This window comes from Pseudonocardia parietis, from assembly GCF_017876315.1.
Lineage (GTDB): Bacteria > Actinomycetota > Actinomycetes > Mycobacteriales > Pseudonocardiaceae > Pseudonocardia > Pseudonocardia parietis.
The window spans coordinates 7,065,248-7,081,478 of record NZ_JAGINU010000001.1; the positions used below are offsets into that span (position 1 = coordinate 7,065,248).

The window sequence follows — 16,231 nt, forward strand, 5'->3', positions numbered from 1 at the left end:
GGCTTGCCTAACTCGATCGGAGCACGCAGGATGTCGACCAGTGGCAGTGAGGGCCGCACGGCGTCGGTGGGGCGCAGGCTCTTCCCCGCAGTCCTCGCCCTCGTGCTGGCGAGTGGCTGCGCGGGTGGCGCCCCGGCCTCTCCCGCAGACGGACCGACCACGGCAGATCGGCTGACCATCGCCCTGCCCGAGACGATCGGTGGCCCGCTCAACCCCTTCGTCACCTTCACCGAGCAGATCAGCGAGCTGGTCTACGACAAGCTGCTCGCCCCCTCCCCCTACGTCGACGAGCCACAGCCCTGGCTGGCCACCGACGTCAGCATGGTCGACCCGACCACGTGGGAGGTCACCCTGCGCGACGACGTGACGTGGCACGACGGTGAGAAGCTCACCGCCGACGACGTCGTCTTCACCTTCCACTACGCGCACGCGGCCCCGACCGGGCGCTTCACCCACCACGTCAACGAGATCCCCGACGTCTCCTCGGTCGACGTGCTCGCCGAGAACAAGGTGCGGTTCACCTGTGCCTTCGCCTGCCCCGATCTCGGGCCCGTGACGCTGGCCGACCTGCCGATCCTGCCCGAGCACGTCTGGTCGAAGATCGCGCCGACCGACGTCAAGAAGCACACCGCGCTGCCGGTCGGCAGCGGTCCGTACCGCCTGGTCTCGTTCGACCAGACCACCGGGTACCGCTTCGAGGCCAACCCCGACTACTTCGCGGGCGCACCGGTCGTGCGCGAGCTGGAGATGCCGATCATCGCCGACCCCTCGGCGACGTTCACCGCCCTGCGGGCGGGTGAGATCGACGCCGCGTTCCGCCCGGTGTCGCCCGAGCTGGTCGACCAGTTCGCCGGCTCCGGCGACGTCTCGGTCGTCGAGACCAGGCCGCTGCGCTTCCCCGAGCTGCGGCTCAACTACGAGCGCGCGCCCTTCGACGAGCCGCGGTTCCGCAAGGCGCTGAGCCTGGCACTGGACCGCCAGGAGCTGCTCGACACCGTGTTCCTGGGCCAGGGGCGCATCGCCGACAAGGGCTATCCGCACCCGGACTCACCCTGGACCGATCCGACCCTGTCGACCCCGTCCGACGCGGCCCGGGCCACGGCGCTGCTCGACGAGATCGGCTTCCGCGACACCGACGGCGACGGCGTGCGGGAGAGCCCGGCCGGGCCGCTGCGCTTCACGATCTCCGCGGAGGGCTCCGAGCCGACCCAGGTCCGGGCGGCCGAGATCGTGGCCGAGCAGCTCGCCGGGGTCGGGATCGCGGCCACCGCGCAGGGCCTCGACGCCGGGTCGTTCGCCGACCTGTCGACCTCGCGGAACTTCGACATGTTCGTCAACACGATCACCGCGCACGGCGTCGCCGACCCGACGCAGTTCATCATGTCGCACCGGTCCGGCTACCTCTGGGACGCGCCCGACCTGCCCTACCCGGCCTGGGACGCGCTCTTCGAGCGCTGGAAGGCGACGACGTCCGTCGAGGACCGCCGTGAGGTGGCCTTCGAGATGCAGCGCCTGTTCAACGAGCAGCCGACGTCGATCCCGCTGTACTACCCGGACGAGCACTGGGCGTTCCGCCCGGAAGCGTTCTCCGGCTGGGTGGAGTCCCCGGGCTTCGGGATCATCCACAAGTGGTCGCTGCTGCCGCGCTCGGTATCCGAGTCGGCCGGCGCGATCGTCACCGGCTGATGCTCGCCGAGCGGAGCGCCCGGCACGGCCCGGGCACCCTGCGCCGGGCCGGCGCCAAGGTGGGCCAGTACGCGCTGGTGGTGTGGGCGGCGGCGACGCTGAACTTCGCACTGCCGCACCTGGCCCCCGGCGACCCCGTGCAGTACCTCTACGGCGGTGAGTCGCTCGGGCTCGCGCCCGAGCTGGTCGACGAGATCCGCAAGGGGTACGGCCTGGACCGTCCGGTGCTCGAGCAGTACGGGATGTTCTGGGCCGGGCTCCTGCGGGGCGACCTCGGGATCTCGGTGGAGTACAACCGGCCCGTCGTCGACCTGCTCCTGGAGTACCTGCCGTGGACGGTCGTCCTCGTCGGGGTGTCGACCGTGCTGGCGCTCCTGCTCGGCGTGGCCCTGGGGACCTGGGCGGCGTGGCACCGCGGAAAGCGCCGGGACGCCGCCGGGGTCGCGGCGGTCCTGGTCCTGGACTCCATGCCGGGGTTCTGGATCGGGATGATCCTGATCGCGGTGTTCGCCGTGACGCTGGGCTGGTTCCCCTCCTACGGTGGCGCCGCGATCGACGGCAGCGGCCTGGCGTGGCTCGCCGACGCCGCGTCCCGGATGGTGCTGCCCGGCCTGACCCTCACCATCGCGACCTTCGGGGGCTTCTTCCTGCTCACCCGCGCCGCGATGGTGACCGTGCTCGACGAGCCGTTCGTCCGGCTGGCCCGGGCGAAGGGGGTGCCGGACCGCGGCATCGCCGTGCACCACGCCCTGCGCAACGCGCTGCTGCCGGTCTCGACCAACGTCACCCTCGTGCTCGGCTCGCTGCTCTCGGGCGCCGTGGTGGTGGAGAGCGTCTTCGCCTATCCCGGTCTGGGCCGGCTCATCTTCGAGGCCGTGACCGCCCGCGACTACCCGCTGCTCCAGGGCGCCTTCCTGCTGATCACCCTCGGTGTGGTCGCGGCCAACGTGCTCGCCGACCTGATCTACCCGCTGCTCGATCCGCGGGTCCGGCGAGCCCCGGCCCGGCCCGCGCCGAAGGCGGTGACGGCGTGAACCGGGGGCTCTCCCGCAGGTTGGCGATCACCGGGCTCGCCATCCTGGGCCTGCTCGCGCTGGTCGCGCTGGCGGCCCCGCTGCTGGCCCCCTATGACCCGGCCGAACGCACCGGACGGCCCTTCTCCCCGCCGTCGGCCGACCACCTGCTGGGCACCAACGACATCGGCCACGACCTGCTCTCCGAGCTGATCCACGGCGCGCAGGTGTCACTGCTGGTCGGCGTGGTCGCAGCCCTGGTCGCGACGCTGGTCGGCGCCGCCGTCGGCGTGGCCGCCGGGTACGCCCGGGGCTGGGTGGACACCGTGCTGATGAGGGCCGTCGACGTGGTGCTGGCGCTGCCGACGCTGCCGCTGACGATCGTGATCGGCGTCTTCGCGGGCCCCGGCCTGGGCACCCAGATCCTGGTCATCGCCGGCGTGATGTGGGCCGGTGTCGCCCGGGAGCTGCGCTCGCAGGTCCTGTCGCTGCGCGAACGCGACCACATCCAGGCGGTGCGGGCGATGGGCGCCGGTCCCGTGCACGTGGCGTCCCGGCACCTGCTGCCCGCGGTCGCCCCGCTGGTGGTGCCGCAGTTCGTGCTCGCGACCAAGACCGCGATCCTGCTGGAGGCGTCCCTGGCGTTCCTCGGACTCGGCGACCTCACCGCGAAGAGCTGGGGGACGATGCTGTCGCTCGCCCACGCGCGCAGCGCGTTCCTGACCGACGCCTGGCTGTGGTGGGTGCTCCCGCCCGGCCTGGCCATCGCCATGACGGTGCTGGCCTTCGCGCTGCTGGGCTTCGCGTTCGAGGAGCGGGCCCGCCCGGCGTTGCGGGTGCGCCGCAGGCAGGCCCCGCGGCTGCGCCGCCCCGCGTCGCCCACCGGTGCCGCGGCGCCCGACGGCCCTCCGCTGGTGGTCGAGGGCCTCACCGTCACCTACGACGGCGTGAGCTCCGCGGCCGCCGGGGTCGATCTGCACGTGGCCGCGGGCGAGCTGGTCGGCCTGGTCGGCGAGTCCGGCAGCGGCAAGTCGACCGTGGCCGCGGCCACCGCCGGGCTGCTCCCGCCGGCGGGCGAGATCACCGCCGGTGCGATCCGCGTCGAGGGCGTCGACATCGCGACGCTCCCCGACGAGGAGCTGCGCACGCTGCGCGGCAACCGGATCGCCATGATCCCCCAGGAGGCGATGAGCGCGCTCGACCCGGTGCACCCGATCGCCGACCAGCTCGCCGAGGCGGTGCTGGTGCACCGCAGCGTCGGCAGGCAGGCGGCCCGGGAGCGGGCGGCCGAGCTGCTCACCCTGGTCGGCATCGACCCGGCACGCGGGCGCGACCACCCCCACCAGTTCTCCGGGGGTATGCGCCAGCGCGTGGTGATCGCGATGGCGCTGGCCAACGATCCCGCCGTCGTCATCGCGGACGAGCCGACGACCGGTCTCGACGTGCTCGTCCAGGCCGACGTGCTCGCCCTGCTCGACACCCTGCGCAGCACCATCGGCATCGCGCTGCTCGTGGTCACCCACGATCTGCCGGTCATCGAGGCCGTCGCGGACCGCATCGTCGTGATGAAGGACGGCGCCGTGGTGGAGTCGGGTCCGACGGCCCGGGTACTCACCGCACCCGAGCACCCCTACACCCGGCTGCTGGTGGACTCCACCCTGCGCCTGCAGGTCGCGGAGCCGGCGTCGTGAGCCCGGTACTGGCCGTGGACGGCCTGACCGTGTCCTTCGGCGGACGCGGCGGCCGGCTCCCCGCGGTGTCCGATGTGGATCTCACGGTGGAGGCCGGTGAGATCGTCGGGCTCATCGGCGGCTCGGGGGCCGGGAAGTCGACGGTGGCCCGTGCCGTCGCCGGGCTCGTCCGCCCCGACGCGGGCTCGATCCGGATCGCCGGTTCCGAGCTGCTGGGTGCCGGTCGCCGCGAGCTGCGCAGGCTGCGGCGGACGATGCACCTGGTCTTCCAGGACCCCTACGCGTCGATTCCACCGACCATGCGGGTCGCCGACGTCGTCGCCGAACCGCTGGTCGTCCACCGGATCGGCGACCGGTCCGAGCCCGCGGACCGGGCGGCCGAGGCCGTCACCGCGGTCGGGCTGCCCACCTCGCGGCTGCACAGCTTCGCCCACGAGCTCTCCGGCGGGGAACGCCAGCGGGTCGCCTTCGCGCGGGCGCTCGTGACCGGCCCCCGGCTGATCCTCGCCGACGAGCCCACCCAGATGCTCGACGCGTCGCTGCGCCGGGGCCTGGTCGACCTGATCGACGAGCTCGCCACCGGCCGGGGGATCGCCGTCCTGCACGTGACCCACGACCTCGCACTGGCCCAGCACAGCTGCGCCCGGCTCGCCGTGATGTGCCGTGGACGGGTGGTGGAGGCGGGCCCGACCGACCGCCTGCTCGCCGCACCCCGGCACGACTACACCGCGGCGCTCGTCGCCGCCGCCCACCACGCTCCGAAGGGAACCTCGTGAACGACATCGCCGTGCTCGACATGGACATCCGCAGTCCGGAACGGCACCACCGCGGCGACCGGATCGACTGCTACGACCTGGAGCGCACCGACCTCGGCCGCTACCGTCTGATCGCCGTCTCCGGCACGGTCGACCAGGAGCACCTGCTGCGGAACCGGCACATCATCCGCGAGTACCTCGACGGCGGCGGTGTGCTGCTGTTCAACGGGCAGCTGCACCGGGACTGGCTGCCGGGGGCGTCGTCGTTCGTCCCGCTGGAGCGACCGTCCCTGGCCGCCTACCGCGTGACCTGGCTCGCCGACCACCCGGTCTTCGCCGGGATCGAGCCGGACGACCTGACCTTCCGCCGCGGGGTCGCCGGCTTCTTCGCCCGCGGCCACCATCCCGTGCCGGACGGCGCCGAGGTGCTCGTGCGTCTCGGCGGCGGCGAGCCCGCCACCTACGTCGACCGGGTGTCGACCCGCGGCACGATCGTCGTCCACGCGAGCGGGGACCTGCTCGGCTACGACGGCGCCGACAACACGGCGAACCGGCTGGGCGGCCAGCTCGTCGACTGGGCGCGCGCCGAAGCCGACACCCGCCGAGCGGCCGCCGCGACGGCCGTCACCCCGGCGCCCTCCGGTGCCGCACCGCAGCCGGAGCCGGTACCGGCCGCGCACGGCAGCGGGCTCGCCGCCGTCTACGGCGGATCGGCGCCGCACCTGCGGGCCCTGACCACGCCGAAGTACGCCCGCCACCTCACCGGCGGCCTGCACTACCTGCCCGACCTGGCCGCGGCCGACCTCACCGGACTCGACGGCCTGATCATCCCCGAGCGGCTGCACCGCGACCTGCTGCACGGCGCGCGTGAGCGTGTCCGGGACCTGCTCGACGCCGGTGGCACCGTGGTGTCCTTCGCGGGCGGCGAGCCGGTCCCCGAGTTCCTGCCCTCGGTGCACTGGGAGCACCGGCCGACGAACTTCTGGTGGTGGCTCGAACCCGGCGCCGACCTGGGGCTGCGCACCCCGGACCCGGAGCACGCGCTGTTCGACCACCTCACGATGCGGGACTGCACCTGGCACTACCACGGTGTGCTCGACCCGCCCGAGGGCGCGGAGGTGCTCGTCACGCTGCCCACCGGCGAGGCGCTGCTCTACGTCGACCGGGTCAGCACCGCAGGCACCCTCGTGGTGTCCACACTGGATCCGATGAGCCACTACGGGAGTCACTTCATGCCTGCCACCGAGCGGTTCCTCGACGGGTTCATGCCGTGGCTCGCCGAGACCGTCGCCCAGGACGCGACGGCGGGTGTCCGATGACCGGCCACGCCGCACTCACCGTCCTCGACGCGGGAACGCCGCTGACCTTCGGCCTCGACGACCTGATGCGCTACCACGGCCCGGGCTTCCCCGGCGGGGTCGCGCACGGCTTCACCGCGATGCGCCGCGCGTGGCCGCTGCTGGACCCGGCGGGCGCGCCCGAGCGCAGGGAGATCCGGGTCGAGACCGCGTTCCGAGGCCCCGGCGGCCGGGACGCGATCGAGCTGGTCACCAGGGCCGCGACCGAGGACCGCTTCGTGGTCACCGCGGACCTGGAACGGCCCGAGCGCGGCACCACCCTCGAGCGCTACGTCTTCCGGTTCCACCACCGCGACCGCACGGTCACGGTGCAGATCCGCGAGGGGTTCGTGACCGACGAGTTCATCGCGCTCGGCCGTGCCACGGACCGGACCGCGGACCAGGACGCGCGACTCGTCCTGCTGAAGCAGGAGATGGCCGACCGGCTGCTGGCACGGCCGCCGGAGGAGGTCTACGACGTCGTCGACGGGAGCTGACCCGCCCCGGGGCGGCGTCCGCGCAGCACCACGTCGCTCTGGTTAGGTGGTCCGATGGCGACCGCGAAGCTGCCGCGCAAGATCTACGAGCCCGAGCTGCTGCGCCTGCAGGGCGAGCTGGTGAAGATGATGGAGTGGGTGCGGGCCTCCGGCGCGCGGATCGTCGTCGTGTTCGAAGGGCGGGACGCGGCGGGTAAGGGCGGCGCCATCCAGCGGGTCAGCCAGTACCTCAACCCGCGCTTCTGCCACATCGTCGCGCTGCCCGCTCCGACCGAGCGTCAACGGGGCCAGTGGTACTTCCAGCGCTACGTCGAACAGCTGCCTGCGGCCGGCGAGATCGTGCTGCTGGACCGGTCCTGGTACAACCGCGCCGGCGTCGAGCGGGTCATGGGTTTCTGCACCGAGGCCGAGCACCAGCGGTTCCTCCACCAGGCCCCGGCGTTCGAGCAGATGCTCGTCGAGGACGGCATCCACCTGCGCAAGTACTGGTTCTCGGTCAGTGCCCAGGAGCAGTCGCGGCGGTTCGCCGAGCGGCTGGACAACCCGCTCAAGCGGTGGAAGCTCTCGCCGATGGACCTGGAGTCGATGACCCGCTGGGACGACTACTCCCGGGCCCGCGACGACATGCTCGCGCACACCGACACCGAGCACGCGCCGTGGTGGATCGTCGAGGCCGAGCAGAAGCGCAACGCTCGGATCAACATGATCCACCACCTGCTGACGTCGGTCCCGTGGGAGCCGGTGGAGCCCAGGGTCCTGACGATGCCCGGGCGCGCCCCGTCGACCGGGTACGAGCGACCGCCGCGCGAGGTCCAGCGCGACGTCCCGGACCACGCGGCGACACTGCTGAAGAAGTAGCCGGCGATCACACCGGCTGTCGGAGCCGGCGGGCCACCAGTTCCCGGATCGTCGCGGTGACCTCGCCCGGCGCCTGCTCCGCCATGAAGTGCCCCCAGCCGCGGGTCCGGTGGTCGAGGTCGCCGGCCCACGCCCGCCACAGGGCGACGGCGTCGTAGCCCAGCGTCGCGCCCCAGTCCTGCTGGACGACCGTCACCGGCATGGCCAGGCGCCGCCCGGCGGCCCGGTCGATCCGGTCGTGGTCGATGTCGATCCCCGCCGACGCGCGGTAGTCGGCCACGATCGAGGGCACCGCCTCCCGGGAGGCCCGCAGGTACTCCGCGCGCACCTGCGGCGGGATCGCCGCGGGATCGGCGCCCCAGGCGTCGAGGAAGTGGCCGAAGAACTCGTCGGCGCTGCGGGAGATCATCGACTCCGGCAGGCCCGGGGGCTGCGCCATCAGGTAGAGGTGGAACGCGACCGCCGCACCGGCGCCGTGCAGGATGTCCCACATGTCCAGGGTCGGCAGCACGTCGAGGATCCCGAGGTGAGTGACCGTCTCCGGGTGGTCGAGCCCCGCTCGCACCGCGACCAGGGCACCACGGTCGTGCCCCACCAGGGCGAAGCGCTCGGCGCCGAGCTGCCGGGCGGCGGCGACGACGTCCGCGGCCATCGTGCGCTTCGAGTACACGTCGGGGGTCGTGGCGTCGGGCTTGTCGCTGGCGCCGTAGCCGCGCAGGTCCGGGCAGATGACCTGGTGGTCGGCGGCGAGATCGGCGGCCACGTGCCGCCACATCAGGTGGGTCTGGGGGAAGCCGTGCAGCAGCACGACCGCCGGGCCGGAGCCCGCGATGGCGACGTTCAGGACCGTCCCGTCGTGGGCGGGAACGCGCTCCGTGCGGAAGCCGGGGATCTCGGGGGGCATGACTGTTCCTCTCGTTCGGACCGGCGCCAGCCTCCCCACCGCCGGTCAGTATCCGGTCAGTACCGATTCCCCTACGACCGACGACCCGACGACCGACCCGACGACCGATGACCCGACGACCGCCGACCGTCGCCGGGATCGACGTCCTCGGGCCGGTGACCGCGCGCGACAGCGGCGGAGCGACGATCGATCTGCGGGGCCCGCGGCACAAGGCCGTGCTGGCCCGGCTGATCGTGGCCCGTGGTCGCGTCGTCCCGCTGACGCGGCTGGTGGACGACCTGTGGCAGGACCTGCCGTTGCCGCGCAACCCGGCCGGCGCCGTCCGCACCTTCGTCTCGGCCCTGCGCGCCGACCTCGAGCCCGGGCGACCGGCGGGTGACCCGGCCCGGCTGATCGTCACCGAGGGACCCGGCTACGCGTTCCGCGCCGGGCCGGGACTCCTCGACGCCGACCGGTTCGTCGCGGCCCTCGACCGGGCGGAGCCGCCGGGTGCACCCGGCGCCGGGCAGGCGGTGCGGTCCCTGCACGAGGCGCTGGCCCTGTGGCGAGGACCGGCGTACGCCGACTTCCCCGACGCGTCGTGGGTGCGCGCCGAGCGCGCCCGATTGGGGCAGCTGCGACTGGACGCCGTCGAACGTCTCGGCGAGGCCAGGCTCGCGGCCGGCCGCCCGGCGGATGCCGTCCCGGACCTCGACGCCCATGTCGTGGACCATCCCTGGAGGGAGGAGGGCTGGCGGTTGCTCGCGCTGGCCCTCTACCGCTGCGAGCGGGCCGGGGACGCGCTCGCCGTCCTGCGCCGGGCCCGCCGCGAGCTCGTCGACCAGCTCGGCAGCGACCCCGGCCCACGGCTCTCCGAGCTGGAGACGGACATCCTGCGCCGCGCGCCGCACCTCGACCGCTCGCCGGCCGGGAGCACGACGGGAGCGGGCGACGTCCTCACCGAGACCGCCGCGGCCTGGGCCACCGGCCCCGCGATGGGCCCCCGGGCCGGTCTGACCTCGGCGACCACGCTGCTCGGCAGCTTCGCCGTGCACGGCGGTGGGCCCGCGGAGGCGACCGTCCGGCACGCGTCGACGATCGCGGCGGCCGAGGAGCTCGGTGACCCGCGCTTCACCGCTGCGGTCATCTCCGCGTTCGACGTGCCGAGCGTCTGGACCCGGCCGGACAGTCCGGACTCGTCCCGCGCCGTCGTCGCCGCGGCCGAGCGCACCCTGCGAGCGCTGGGTGACGGCGCCCCGGTCCCGACCCGCGTCCGCCTGCTCACCACGATCGCCCGGGAGAGCCGCGGGACCACCGACCCCCGCGGTGGCGAGGCGGCGATCGAGGCCGAGCGGCTCGCCCGGGGACACGGCGACCCGGCACTGCTGGCCACCGCCCTCGGCGGCCGGTTCCTGCACCGGTTCGGCCGGGCAGGCCTCGCCGCCCGGCGCGACGAGCTCGGCGCCGAGATCCTCGACCTCGGTGTGCGCCACGAGCTGACGAACTCGACCGTGCTCGGGCACCTGGTGCGGCTGCAGGCCCGCTGCGCGCTGGGTGACCTCGCGGGCGCCGGACAGCACGAGGACGCACTGGTCGAGCTGGACCGGCGGCACGAACGTCCGCTGGTCCAGGTGTTCGTCGCGTGGTTCCGCGCGCTGCGCGCCGACCTGCGCGACGACCCGCACGCGGAGGCCGGATACCGCGATGCGGCCGGGCTGCTCGACGGCGCCGGGATGCCCGGCCTGGCCGACGGCCTGCTCCCGCTGGCACTGGTCGCACGCCGACTACGCCGGGGAGAATCCGCCGGCTCCCCGGAGCCCGCCGGGCCCTACGAACCGTGGATCGCCCCGCACCGGCTCCTCGCCGCCGGGGAACGGAGCCGGGCCGCGGCGGCACTCCGGTCACTGCCCGACCCCGCGCCGGGCCACCTGCTCGAGGTGCTGTGGTGCCTGGCCGGGCAGGCGGGCCTGGCCGTGGGAGACCACGACATCGTCGTCCGGGCCGCACATGCCCTGGGCCCCGCCGAGGGCGAGCTGGCCGGGGCGGGAACCGGCCTGCTCTGCGCCGGGCCGGTCGCCGAGCACCTCGATGCCCTGCGCGCGGCGGCCGCGTGATCTCTGCGGAGCCGTAGCGCCACGAAGGCGGCCCCGGCGGCTGTTGGATCAACCACCGGGGCCTCGAACCCATCGGCACCCGGGTCCCGAGAGGCTCTACGGGCGGACGATACGGGCCCCGGCGAGTGGGGCCGGGGCCGACCGACGCCGGCCCGTCTCCGGAGCCGGTGCTGAATCTCCGAGGTCGGCGCTGATGGCGTACGGTCGGCACGACGGTCGAGCACACGGCCGTCGGTCCGGACACGGGGCACGGCGCTTCCTCATCGGCGCTTCCCCGCTAGTTCCGTTCTTCATGTGCGTCCTCGACCACTGGCTCCGCGGGTGAGGGCTGAACGCGTCATGTTGCTTCGGCCCTATCCGGTCAGTGCGCCCTGCGCGCTGTACCCCGTACCCGCCCGCCTTCCGGAAGGTCGTACGCCCGCATGGACGTCGAACGGACCAGCGCACTGGTTTCCGCGCTGCGTCAGGCCGCCCACGATCTCGTGGGCCGGCGCGGCATCGCCGATCTCGAGCAGACCCTGCAGCAGATCGTGGAATCCGCCGTGGAGACCGTGCCGGGTGCCGACGCCGGTGGGATCACCATGACCACCGGCCGCGGCGAGGTCGGCTCCCGCAACCCCTCCACCGACGACGTGCGCTACCTCGACGGGCTCCAGACGACCTTGCACGAAGGGCCCTGCATCAGTGCGGTCGAGAGTGCGGCCGAGGTCGAGGGCGAGCCCGACGACGGGGTCGTGCTCGCCTCCGACCTGGCCGAGCCACCCGACGCCACCCGCTGGCCGACGTTCGCCCCGCAGGCGGTCGAGTACGGCTACCGGTCGATGATGTCGACCCGGCTCTCCCCGACCAGCAACGGTGTCCGGGCCGCCCTGAACCTCTACTCCCACGCCCCGCACACCTTCGACACCTCCGCCCGCGCCCTCGCCAGTCTCTTCGGGGTACAGGCGGCGCTGCTGCTCTACGGCGCCGACCAGGCCACCCACCTGACCGCGGCCCTGGGCAGCCGGGACACCATCGGGCAGGCCAAGGGGATCCTGATGGAGCGCTTCGACGTCGACGCGGACCAGGCGTTCCAGATGGTGGTGCAGTCCTCGCAACGCACCAACCTCAAGCTCGCCGACGTCGCCCAGTGGCTGACCACGCACCGGACCGACACGAGCGCTCCGGGACCGCGGACGTCCTGACACGCCGGGAGGTCCGAGCTCCTCCAGGAACCGTGCATGGCCCGGCTCTGGCCGGGTAGGCCTCCGGTGCCCGCAACCACGTGAGGAGTGATCGCGATGGCAACCGGTGAGACCGGGTTCGGCGACGTCGTCTACGACCTGGTGTCGGTCCAGTACCACGCCCTCAAGGGCGGCCACGACTACGGCCAGTACGTGCGCGACGCCCGCAACGGCGGCTACGAGGAGATCGCCTCCTTCTTCGAGAAGGTGATGGAGGAGGACTCCCAGCGCGCCGAGAAGTGCCACAAGTTCCTCGCCGAGCTGCAGAGCAAGGAGGGCGTCGGCTGAGCCCGGCGGTCCAGGACGGCGGCGGTCCCGGGGCCGGCACGACGTGACCGGTCCCGGTACCACGGTCGCGAGGCCATCGTCAGCAACGTGTTCGGCCCGATCCTCTCCGATGTCGAGTCCTTCACCGCCGTACCCGACGAGATCCTGTCGCTGGACGAGAATCGCGTCCTGGCGCTCGGCCGCCACGGCGGTCAGGGCGCACACGGCCCGGTGCGCGCCAGGTTCGTCCACATCTGGACGGTCACCGACGGCCTGGTGTCGCGCTACCAGCAGCTGGCCGACACCCACAGCTTCCGCGTCGCCATCGGAAAGTAGCCGCCGCTACCCCGAATCAGCGGGCGGGATGAGAACGGGGTGGCCCTCAGGGCTTGAGGTGCTCGAGGAACCAGTCCCGCGCCGGGATCATGGAGGCGTCGAAGCCCTTGACGTAGGCGTCGAAGTGTCCGCCCGGCAGCATCACGAGCTTCTTGGGCTCGCGGGCCTTCTGATAGGCCGCCAGGGCCAGCTCGGTGGGCGTCAGGACGTCGTTCGCGGCGACGAGCATCAGCAGCGGCCTCGGGCTGATCCGCTCGACGACGCTGTCCGGGCTGTACTCCGACAACATCTCGACCGAACGCAGGGTGATCTCGTTGCGCCAGGCCGGAGCCCGCTCCTCGTGGGTCTCGGTGAACCACGTGTAGGAGTCCGGGGTCGGCATCGCGGCCGGTCCGAGGGGGTCCTCGGATACGGCGGGAACCATGCCCGGCGCCTCGCCGCGGAAGCGGGCTTCACGGTCGGCGTCGAACATCTCGCGGAAGCCGCCGATGAAGTCCGAGCGGACCAGCGAGCGGATGTTCTCGTAACCGTTCACCAGCGGGACCTGCGACACGACGGCCTTCACACGGCTGTCGAACGCGCCGACGGTGAGCACGTGGCCACCGGAGTAGCTGCTGCCCCACACGCCGACCCGGTTCCGGTCGACCTCGGGAAGGGTGAGCGCGTAGGTGATCGCGTGGCGGTAGTCGCGGACCTGCGCAACGGGGTCGATCTCCTGGCGGGGTTCGCCGTCGCTGGCTCCGAAATTGCGGTTGTCGAACACCAGGGCATTGAGTCCGGCTTCGGAGAACGCGGCGGCGTACTTGTCGAGGAACATCTCCTTGACCGCGGAGAGACCGTGCGCCATGACGATCACCGGGGCGGTGCTGCTCGCGCCCTCGGCCGGGTAGAACCAGCCCCGCAGCGTGGTGCCTTCGGCGTCGAACTCGATATCGCGTCGAGCCATCCTGAACTCTCCGTCGGGTCGTAGCGGTCGGCCCGGAGGGAGTCTCGACTCAGCTCCGGGCCGCTGTGGCCCCAGTCTCACGACTCCGGGTCGGAGCTTCATGAACTCCGGCGACAGGCCCTTGCACGGACGCGCCATCGCGGTTCCCGGTCCGTGCCACGAGTCGGTACTCGCTCGGGGATGAGCCGTAGTGGGCCTTGAACGCCCGGCTGAAGTGACTGGCGTCGGAGAACCCCCACCGGTGGGCGATGGAGGACAGGGGCAGGTCGGCCTCGGTCAGTTCTTCGCGGGCCCGGGCCAGGCGTCGGACCCGGATCACTTCGCCGGCGGTCTGGCCGGTGGCGTTGAAGATCCGGTTCACGGTCCGGACCGAGACGCCGTGCGCGCTGGCGACGGCCGCGGGGGTGACGGTGGCGCCGAGCAGGTGGCGCTCGATGTAGCGGTCCATCGCGTCTCGTAGGGCCGGCTGGGCCATGCTCGTCGTCGGCATGTCGCCACCCGACCGCAGCGCCCCGATGAACAGCTCCAGGGTCGCGTTGCGGGCCGCACTCACCGACTGCGAGCCCAGATCGGGAAGGGCGACGCTGAGGGTGTCGAGGTAGGACGTCAGCAGGCGGGTGGCCGGCTTCGTCCCGTCGAGCATGACCCCGCCGGCTACCCACGCTCGCCCGCTGACCTCGTCGAGCGCAGCCCGGGGGATCAGCAGGCTCCGCTTGGACAGCGGCTCCGACACCGCGAACCGGGCAGACTTGGTGCTGTCCCAGACCACGGCGTCACCAGGCCTGAGCTCGGCCTCGGCGTCGCCCTGCGCGACGGTCTCCCGCCCGGCCAGGGTGATCAGCACGATCACGAACTCGCCATCGGTCCCGGCGAGCTCCCGACGTGTTCGCGTCCCTGAGCACGGGCCGCACGTACAGTCGACCAGGGCCAGATCGTCGATCCACCACCGCCGGACGGCGGCCTCGAACATCACGGAGCTGCGCTCCTGCCGCGGTATCGCGATCGACCAGGGCAGGTGAGTCTTCGAGAGCATGTCTTGCCACTGCTCCGCCACGCCGTCTCGCTCGTCGTCCGTTCGCCAGAACTCCCCGCCTCGCGCCACGACCTGGTCCTCTCGTCCGACAGCGCTGTCCGACCACGTCAGGCAAGCCACAGTAGGGAGGACGACGTCCCTCGACCAGGGGCCACCGGGCTGACGCCTACCGCTACCCATCGGGCTCGGTGGTCGCCCTGATGTCGCGTGCCAGCGAGAAGGGACCACCGGTTTGCCATGAGGTAGGGACCACGTCGGCGGTCGCGGGCCGTGTGATGGAGGGTGGCTGTGGCGGCCCTGGTCGGTCAACTCTGGCCGGCTGATTTGTCGGCCGTGGTGCGGCCGGTGAGGGTGGGTTGAGCTTCCCCCGGTTCGCCGGAGTCCGGGTTATCTGTGATCGTCGCGCTGGGCGCGATGGTAGGTGTCCTCGTACTCGTCGGGTGAGAGTCCTCCGAGGCCGGCCTGGATCCGGCGCGGGTTGTACCAGCCGTCGAGGTAGCGGATCAGGGCGTGCTCGGCCTCGGCGCGGGTGGCGAAGGTCGTGCCCGGCCAGTACATCAACTCGATCTTGATCGTGGACCACAGGTTCTCGGCGAGAGCGTTGTCGTAGCTGTCCCCTGTGGACCCGGTCGAGGGGGCGGCCCCGGCGTCGACGAGGCGCTGAGTGAACCGCAGCGCGGTGTATTGGGCGCCCTTGTCGCTGTGAAAGATCAACTGTCCGGTGCGGATGTCGCGGGAGCGCAGGGCGTGGTTGAGCGCGGTGAGCACCAGCGTCGTAGTGGCGCGGGGGTCGGTGGCCCAGCCGACGACCCGGTTGGAGAACGCGTCCCGCACGCTGGCCAGCCATACGACGCCCTCGCCGGTGACGATCCGGGTCAGGTCGGCCACCCACACTCGGTCCGGCGCGGACGCGGTGAAGTCGCGTTCGAGCAGGTCCGGAGCGGGCCGATGCGACGGGTCCTGCCGGGTCGAGCCGTGGCGCCAGCCGCGGCGCAGGTGCGCGCCCTGCAGGCCGTGCTCGCGCATCACTCGCTCGACGCGCTTGCGTCCGACGTGCACGCCTTGTCGGCGCAGTTCGAGCCAGACCCGCGGGGAGCCGTAGGCGGCGGCGAACTCGTTGACGCTGCGAATCTTCCCGATCTGCTCGAGCAGGGTCGCGTCGTCGAGCTCGCGCCGCGATGGGTTGGCGCGGCGGGTGCGCCAGTCGTAGTAGGTCGAGGTGGGCACACCGAGGACCCGTAGTACGAGACCGGCGGGGAAGCCATGGACGTCGATGAAGCTCATGACCACCTCCGGGTCGGGCCGATCTCGCTGGCGAAATAGGCACTCGCCGCGCGCAGGACCTCGTTGACCCGCCGCAGCTCGGCGTTCTCCTTCGCCAGCCGGCGGTTCTCGACGACCATGTCGGTGCTCGGGCGATCGGCGCGCTGGCCATCGTCGGCCTCGGCTTGGCGGACCCAGTTGCGCAGGGCTTCATGGTGGACATTGAGCTGCTCAGCCAGCCTGCGGAACGACGGCCGCGGGTCAGACTCCCGATAGAGACGGACCGCGCGTTCCCGCAGCTCATCAGGGTACTTCTTCGGTGCCGGCAC

General features: G+C 72.6%; 16 protein-coding genes. 11 read left to right on the forward strand and 5 right to left on the reverse strand.

All coding sequences use genetic code 11. The annotated features are described in order from the left end of the window. Positions 1-30 precede the first annotated feature (30 nt). Genes JOF36_RS33380 through ppk2 form a run of 7 tightly spaced genes read left to right on the forward strand, consistent with a single transcriptional unit; the run spans position 31 to position 7,837 of the window. Positions 31-1,686 carry an ABC transporter substrate-binding protein gene (locus JOF36_RS33380; RefSeq protein ID WP_210034680.1) on the forward strand — a complete coding sequence of 552 codons (1,656 nt, stop codon included), beginning with the start codon at positions 31-33 and terminating at the stop codon, positions 1,684-1,686. Then, a complete protein-coding gene (locus JOF36_RS33385) occupies positions 1,686-2,720 on the forward strand; it encodes an ABC transporter permease (protein WP_210034682.1) in 1,035 nt (344 codons plus the stop codon). The genes JOF36_RS33380 and JOF36_RS33385 overlap by 1 nt, the downstream gene beginning before the upstream one ends. After that, positions 2,717-4,390 (forward strand): dipeptide/oligopeptide/nickel ABC transporter permease/ATP-binding protein, encoded by a 1,674-nt coding sequence (locus tag JOF36_RS33390; RefSeq protein ID WP_210034684.1) that lies wholly within the window; start codon positions 2,717-2,719, stop codon positions 4,388-4,390. Before JOF36_RS33385 ends, JOF36_RS33390 begins: the two co-directional genes overlap by 4 nt. Next, positions 4,387-5,166 (forward strand): ABC transporter ATP-binding protein, encoded by a 780-nt coding sequence (locus tag JOF36_RS33395; RefSeq protein ID WP_210034686.1) that lies wholly within the window; start codon positions 4,387-4,389, stop codon positions 5,164-5,166. Before JOF36_RS33390 ends, JOF36_RS33395 begins: the two co-directional genes overlap by 4 nt. Continuing rightward, a complete protein-coding gene (locus tag JOF36_RS33400) occupies positions 5,163-6,464 on the forward strand; it encodes a hypothetical protein (RefSeq protein ID WP_210034688.1) in 1,302 nt (433 codons plus the stop codon). Before JOF36_RS33395 ends, JOF36_RS33400 begins: the two co-directional genes overlap by 4 nt. Further along, the gene (locus JOF36_RS33405) at positions 6,461-6,979 is read left to right on the forward strand and encodes a hypothetical protein (protein WP_210034689.1); all 519 of its coding nucleotides are present in this window, start codon (positions 6,461-6,463) and stop codon (positions 6,977-6,979) included. Before JOF36_RS33400 ends, JOF36_RS33405 begins: the two co-directional genes overlap by 4 nt. Positions 6,980-7,033: 54 nt before the next feature. After that, positions 7,034-7,837 carry a polyphosphate kinase 2 gene (gene ppk2, locus JOF36_RS33410; RefSeq protein ID WP_210034690.1) on the forward strand — a complete coding sequence of 268 codons (804 nt, stop codon included), beginning with the start codon at positions 7,034-7,036 and terminating at the stop codon, positions 7,835-7,837. Between the two features lie 7 nt (positions 7,838-7,844). Here ppk2 and JOF36_RS33415 read toward each other — a convergent pair whose 3' ends face one another. Beyond that, on the reverse strand, positions 7,845-8,741 hold the full coding sequence (locus JOF36_RS33415) for an alpha/beta fold hydrolase (RefSeq protein WP_210034691.1): 897 nt from the start codon (positions 8,739-8,741) through the stop codon (positions 7,845-7,847). Between the two features lie 107 nt (positions 8,742-8,848). On the opposite strand from JOF36_RS33415, the gene JOF36_RS33420 reads away from it, so the two are divergent. From JOF36_RS33420 to JOF36_RS33435, 4 genes are all read left to right on the forward strand, one after another. After that, entirely contained in the window at positions 8,849-10,834 is a 1,986-nt protein-coding gene (locus JOF36_RS33420) for an AfsR/SARP family transcriptional regulator (RefSeq protein ID WP_210034692.1), read from the forward strand. A 422-nt stretch (positions 10,835-11,256) separates the two neighbouring features. Continuing rightward, positions 11,257-12,018 (forward strand): GAF and ANTAR domain-containing protein, encoded by a 762-nt coding sequence (locus JOF36_RS33425; RefSeq protein WP_210034693.1) that lies wholly within the window; start codon positions 11,257-11,259, stop codon positions 12,016-12,018. Positions 12,019-12,114: 96 nt separating this feature from the next. Further along, positions 12,115-12,345 carry an acyl carrier protein gene (locus tag JOF36_RS33430; protein ID WP_210034694.1) on the forward strand — a complete coding sequence of 77 codons (231 nt, stop codon included), beginning with the start codon at positions 12,115-12,117 and terminating at the stop codon, positions 12,343-12,345. A gap of 87 nt (positions 12,346-12,432) precedes the next feature. Then, positions 12,433-12,660 (forward strand): nuclear transport factor 2 family protein, encoded by a 228-nt coding sequence (locus JOF36_RS33435; protein ID WP_210034696.1) that lies wholly within the window; start codon positions 12,433-12,435, stop codon positions 12,658-12,660. Positions 12,661-12,706: 46 nt separating this feature from the next. Here the strand turns inward: JOF36_RS33435 and JOF36_RS33440 are convergent, their stop codons facing one another. The 4 genes from JOF36_RS33440 to JOF36_RS33455 form a co-directional block, all read right to left on the reverse strand. After that, on the reverse strand, positions 12,707-13,606 hold the full coding sequence (locus JOF36_RS33440; protein ID WP_210034698.1) for an alpha/beta hydrolase: 900 nt from the start codon (positions 13,604-13,606) through the stop codon (positions 12,707-12,709). A gap of 49 nt (positions 13,607-13,655) precedes the next feature. Then, positions 13,656-14,708 carry a helix-turn-helix domain-containing protein gene (locus tag JOF36_RS33445; protein WP_210034700.1) on the reverse strand — a complete coding sequence of 351 codons (1,053 nt, stop codon included), beginning with the start codon at positions 14,706-14,708 and terminating at the stop codon, positions 13,656-13,658. 318 nt (positions 14,709-15,026) lie between these two features. Continuing rightward, a complete protein-coding gene (locus JOF36_RS33450) occupies positions 15,027-15,923 on the reverse strand; it encodes an IS3 family transposase (protein ID WP_210034702.1) in 897 nt (298 codons plus the stop codon). Further along, positions 15,920-16,231, reverse strand: coding sequence for a transposase (locus JOF36_RS33455; protein ID WP_210034704.1), 312 nt, complete (start codon positions 16,229-16,231; stop codon positions 15,920-15,922). The genes JOF36_RS33450 and JOF36_RS33455 overlap by 4 nt, the downstream gene beginning before the upstream one ends.

Excerpts from the sequence above, each read along its gene's own strand:
- JOF36_RS33380 (WP_210034680.1), top strand. The coding sequence starts at position 31 with ATGTCGACCAGTGGCAGTGAGGGCCGCACGGCGTCGGTGGGGCGCAGG.
- JOF36_RS33385 (WP_210034682.1), top strand. The coding sequence starts at position 1,686 with ATGCTCGCCGAGCGGAGCGCCCGGCACGGCCCGGGCACCCTGCGCCGG.
- JOF36_RS33405 (WP_210034689.1), top strand. The coding sequence starts at position 6,461 with ATGACCGGCCACGCCGCACTCACCGTCCTCGACGCGGGAACGCCGCTG.
- ppk2 (WP_210034690.1), top strand. The coding sequence starts at position 7,034 with ATGGCGACCGCGAAGCTGCCGCGCAAGATCTACGAGCCCGAGCTGCTG.
- JOF36_RS33415 (WP_210034691.1), bottom strand. The coding sequence starts at position 8,741 with ATGCCCCCCGAGATCCCCGGCTTCCGCACGGAGCGCGTTCCCGCCCAC.
- JOF36_RS33420 (WP_210034692.1), top strand. The coding sequence starts at position 8,849 with ATGACCCGACGACCGCCGACCGTCGCCGGGATCGACGTCCTCGGGCCG.
- JOF36_RS33425 (WP_210034693.1), top strand. The coding sequence starts at position 11,257 with ATGGACGTCGAACGGACCAGCGCACTGGTTTCCGCGCTGCGTCAGGCC.
- JOF36_RS33430 (WP_210034694.1), top strand. The coding sequence starts at position 12,115 with ATGGCAACCGGTGAGACCGGGTTCGGCGACGTCGTCTACGACCTGGTG.
- JOF36_RS33440 (WP_210034698.1), bottom strand. The coding sequence starts at position 13,606 with ATGGCTCGACGCGATATCGAGTTCGACGCCGAAGGCACCACGCTGCGG.
- JOF36_RS33450 (WP_210034702.1), bottom strand. The coding sequence starts at position 15,923 with ATGAGCTTCATCGACGTCCATGGCTTCCCCGCCGGTCTCGTACTACGG.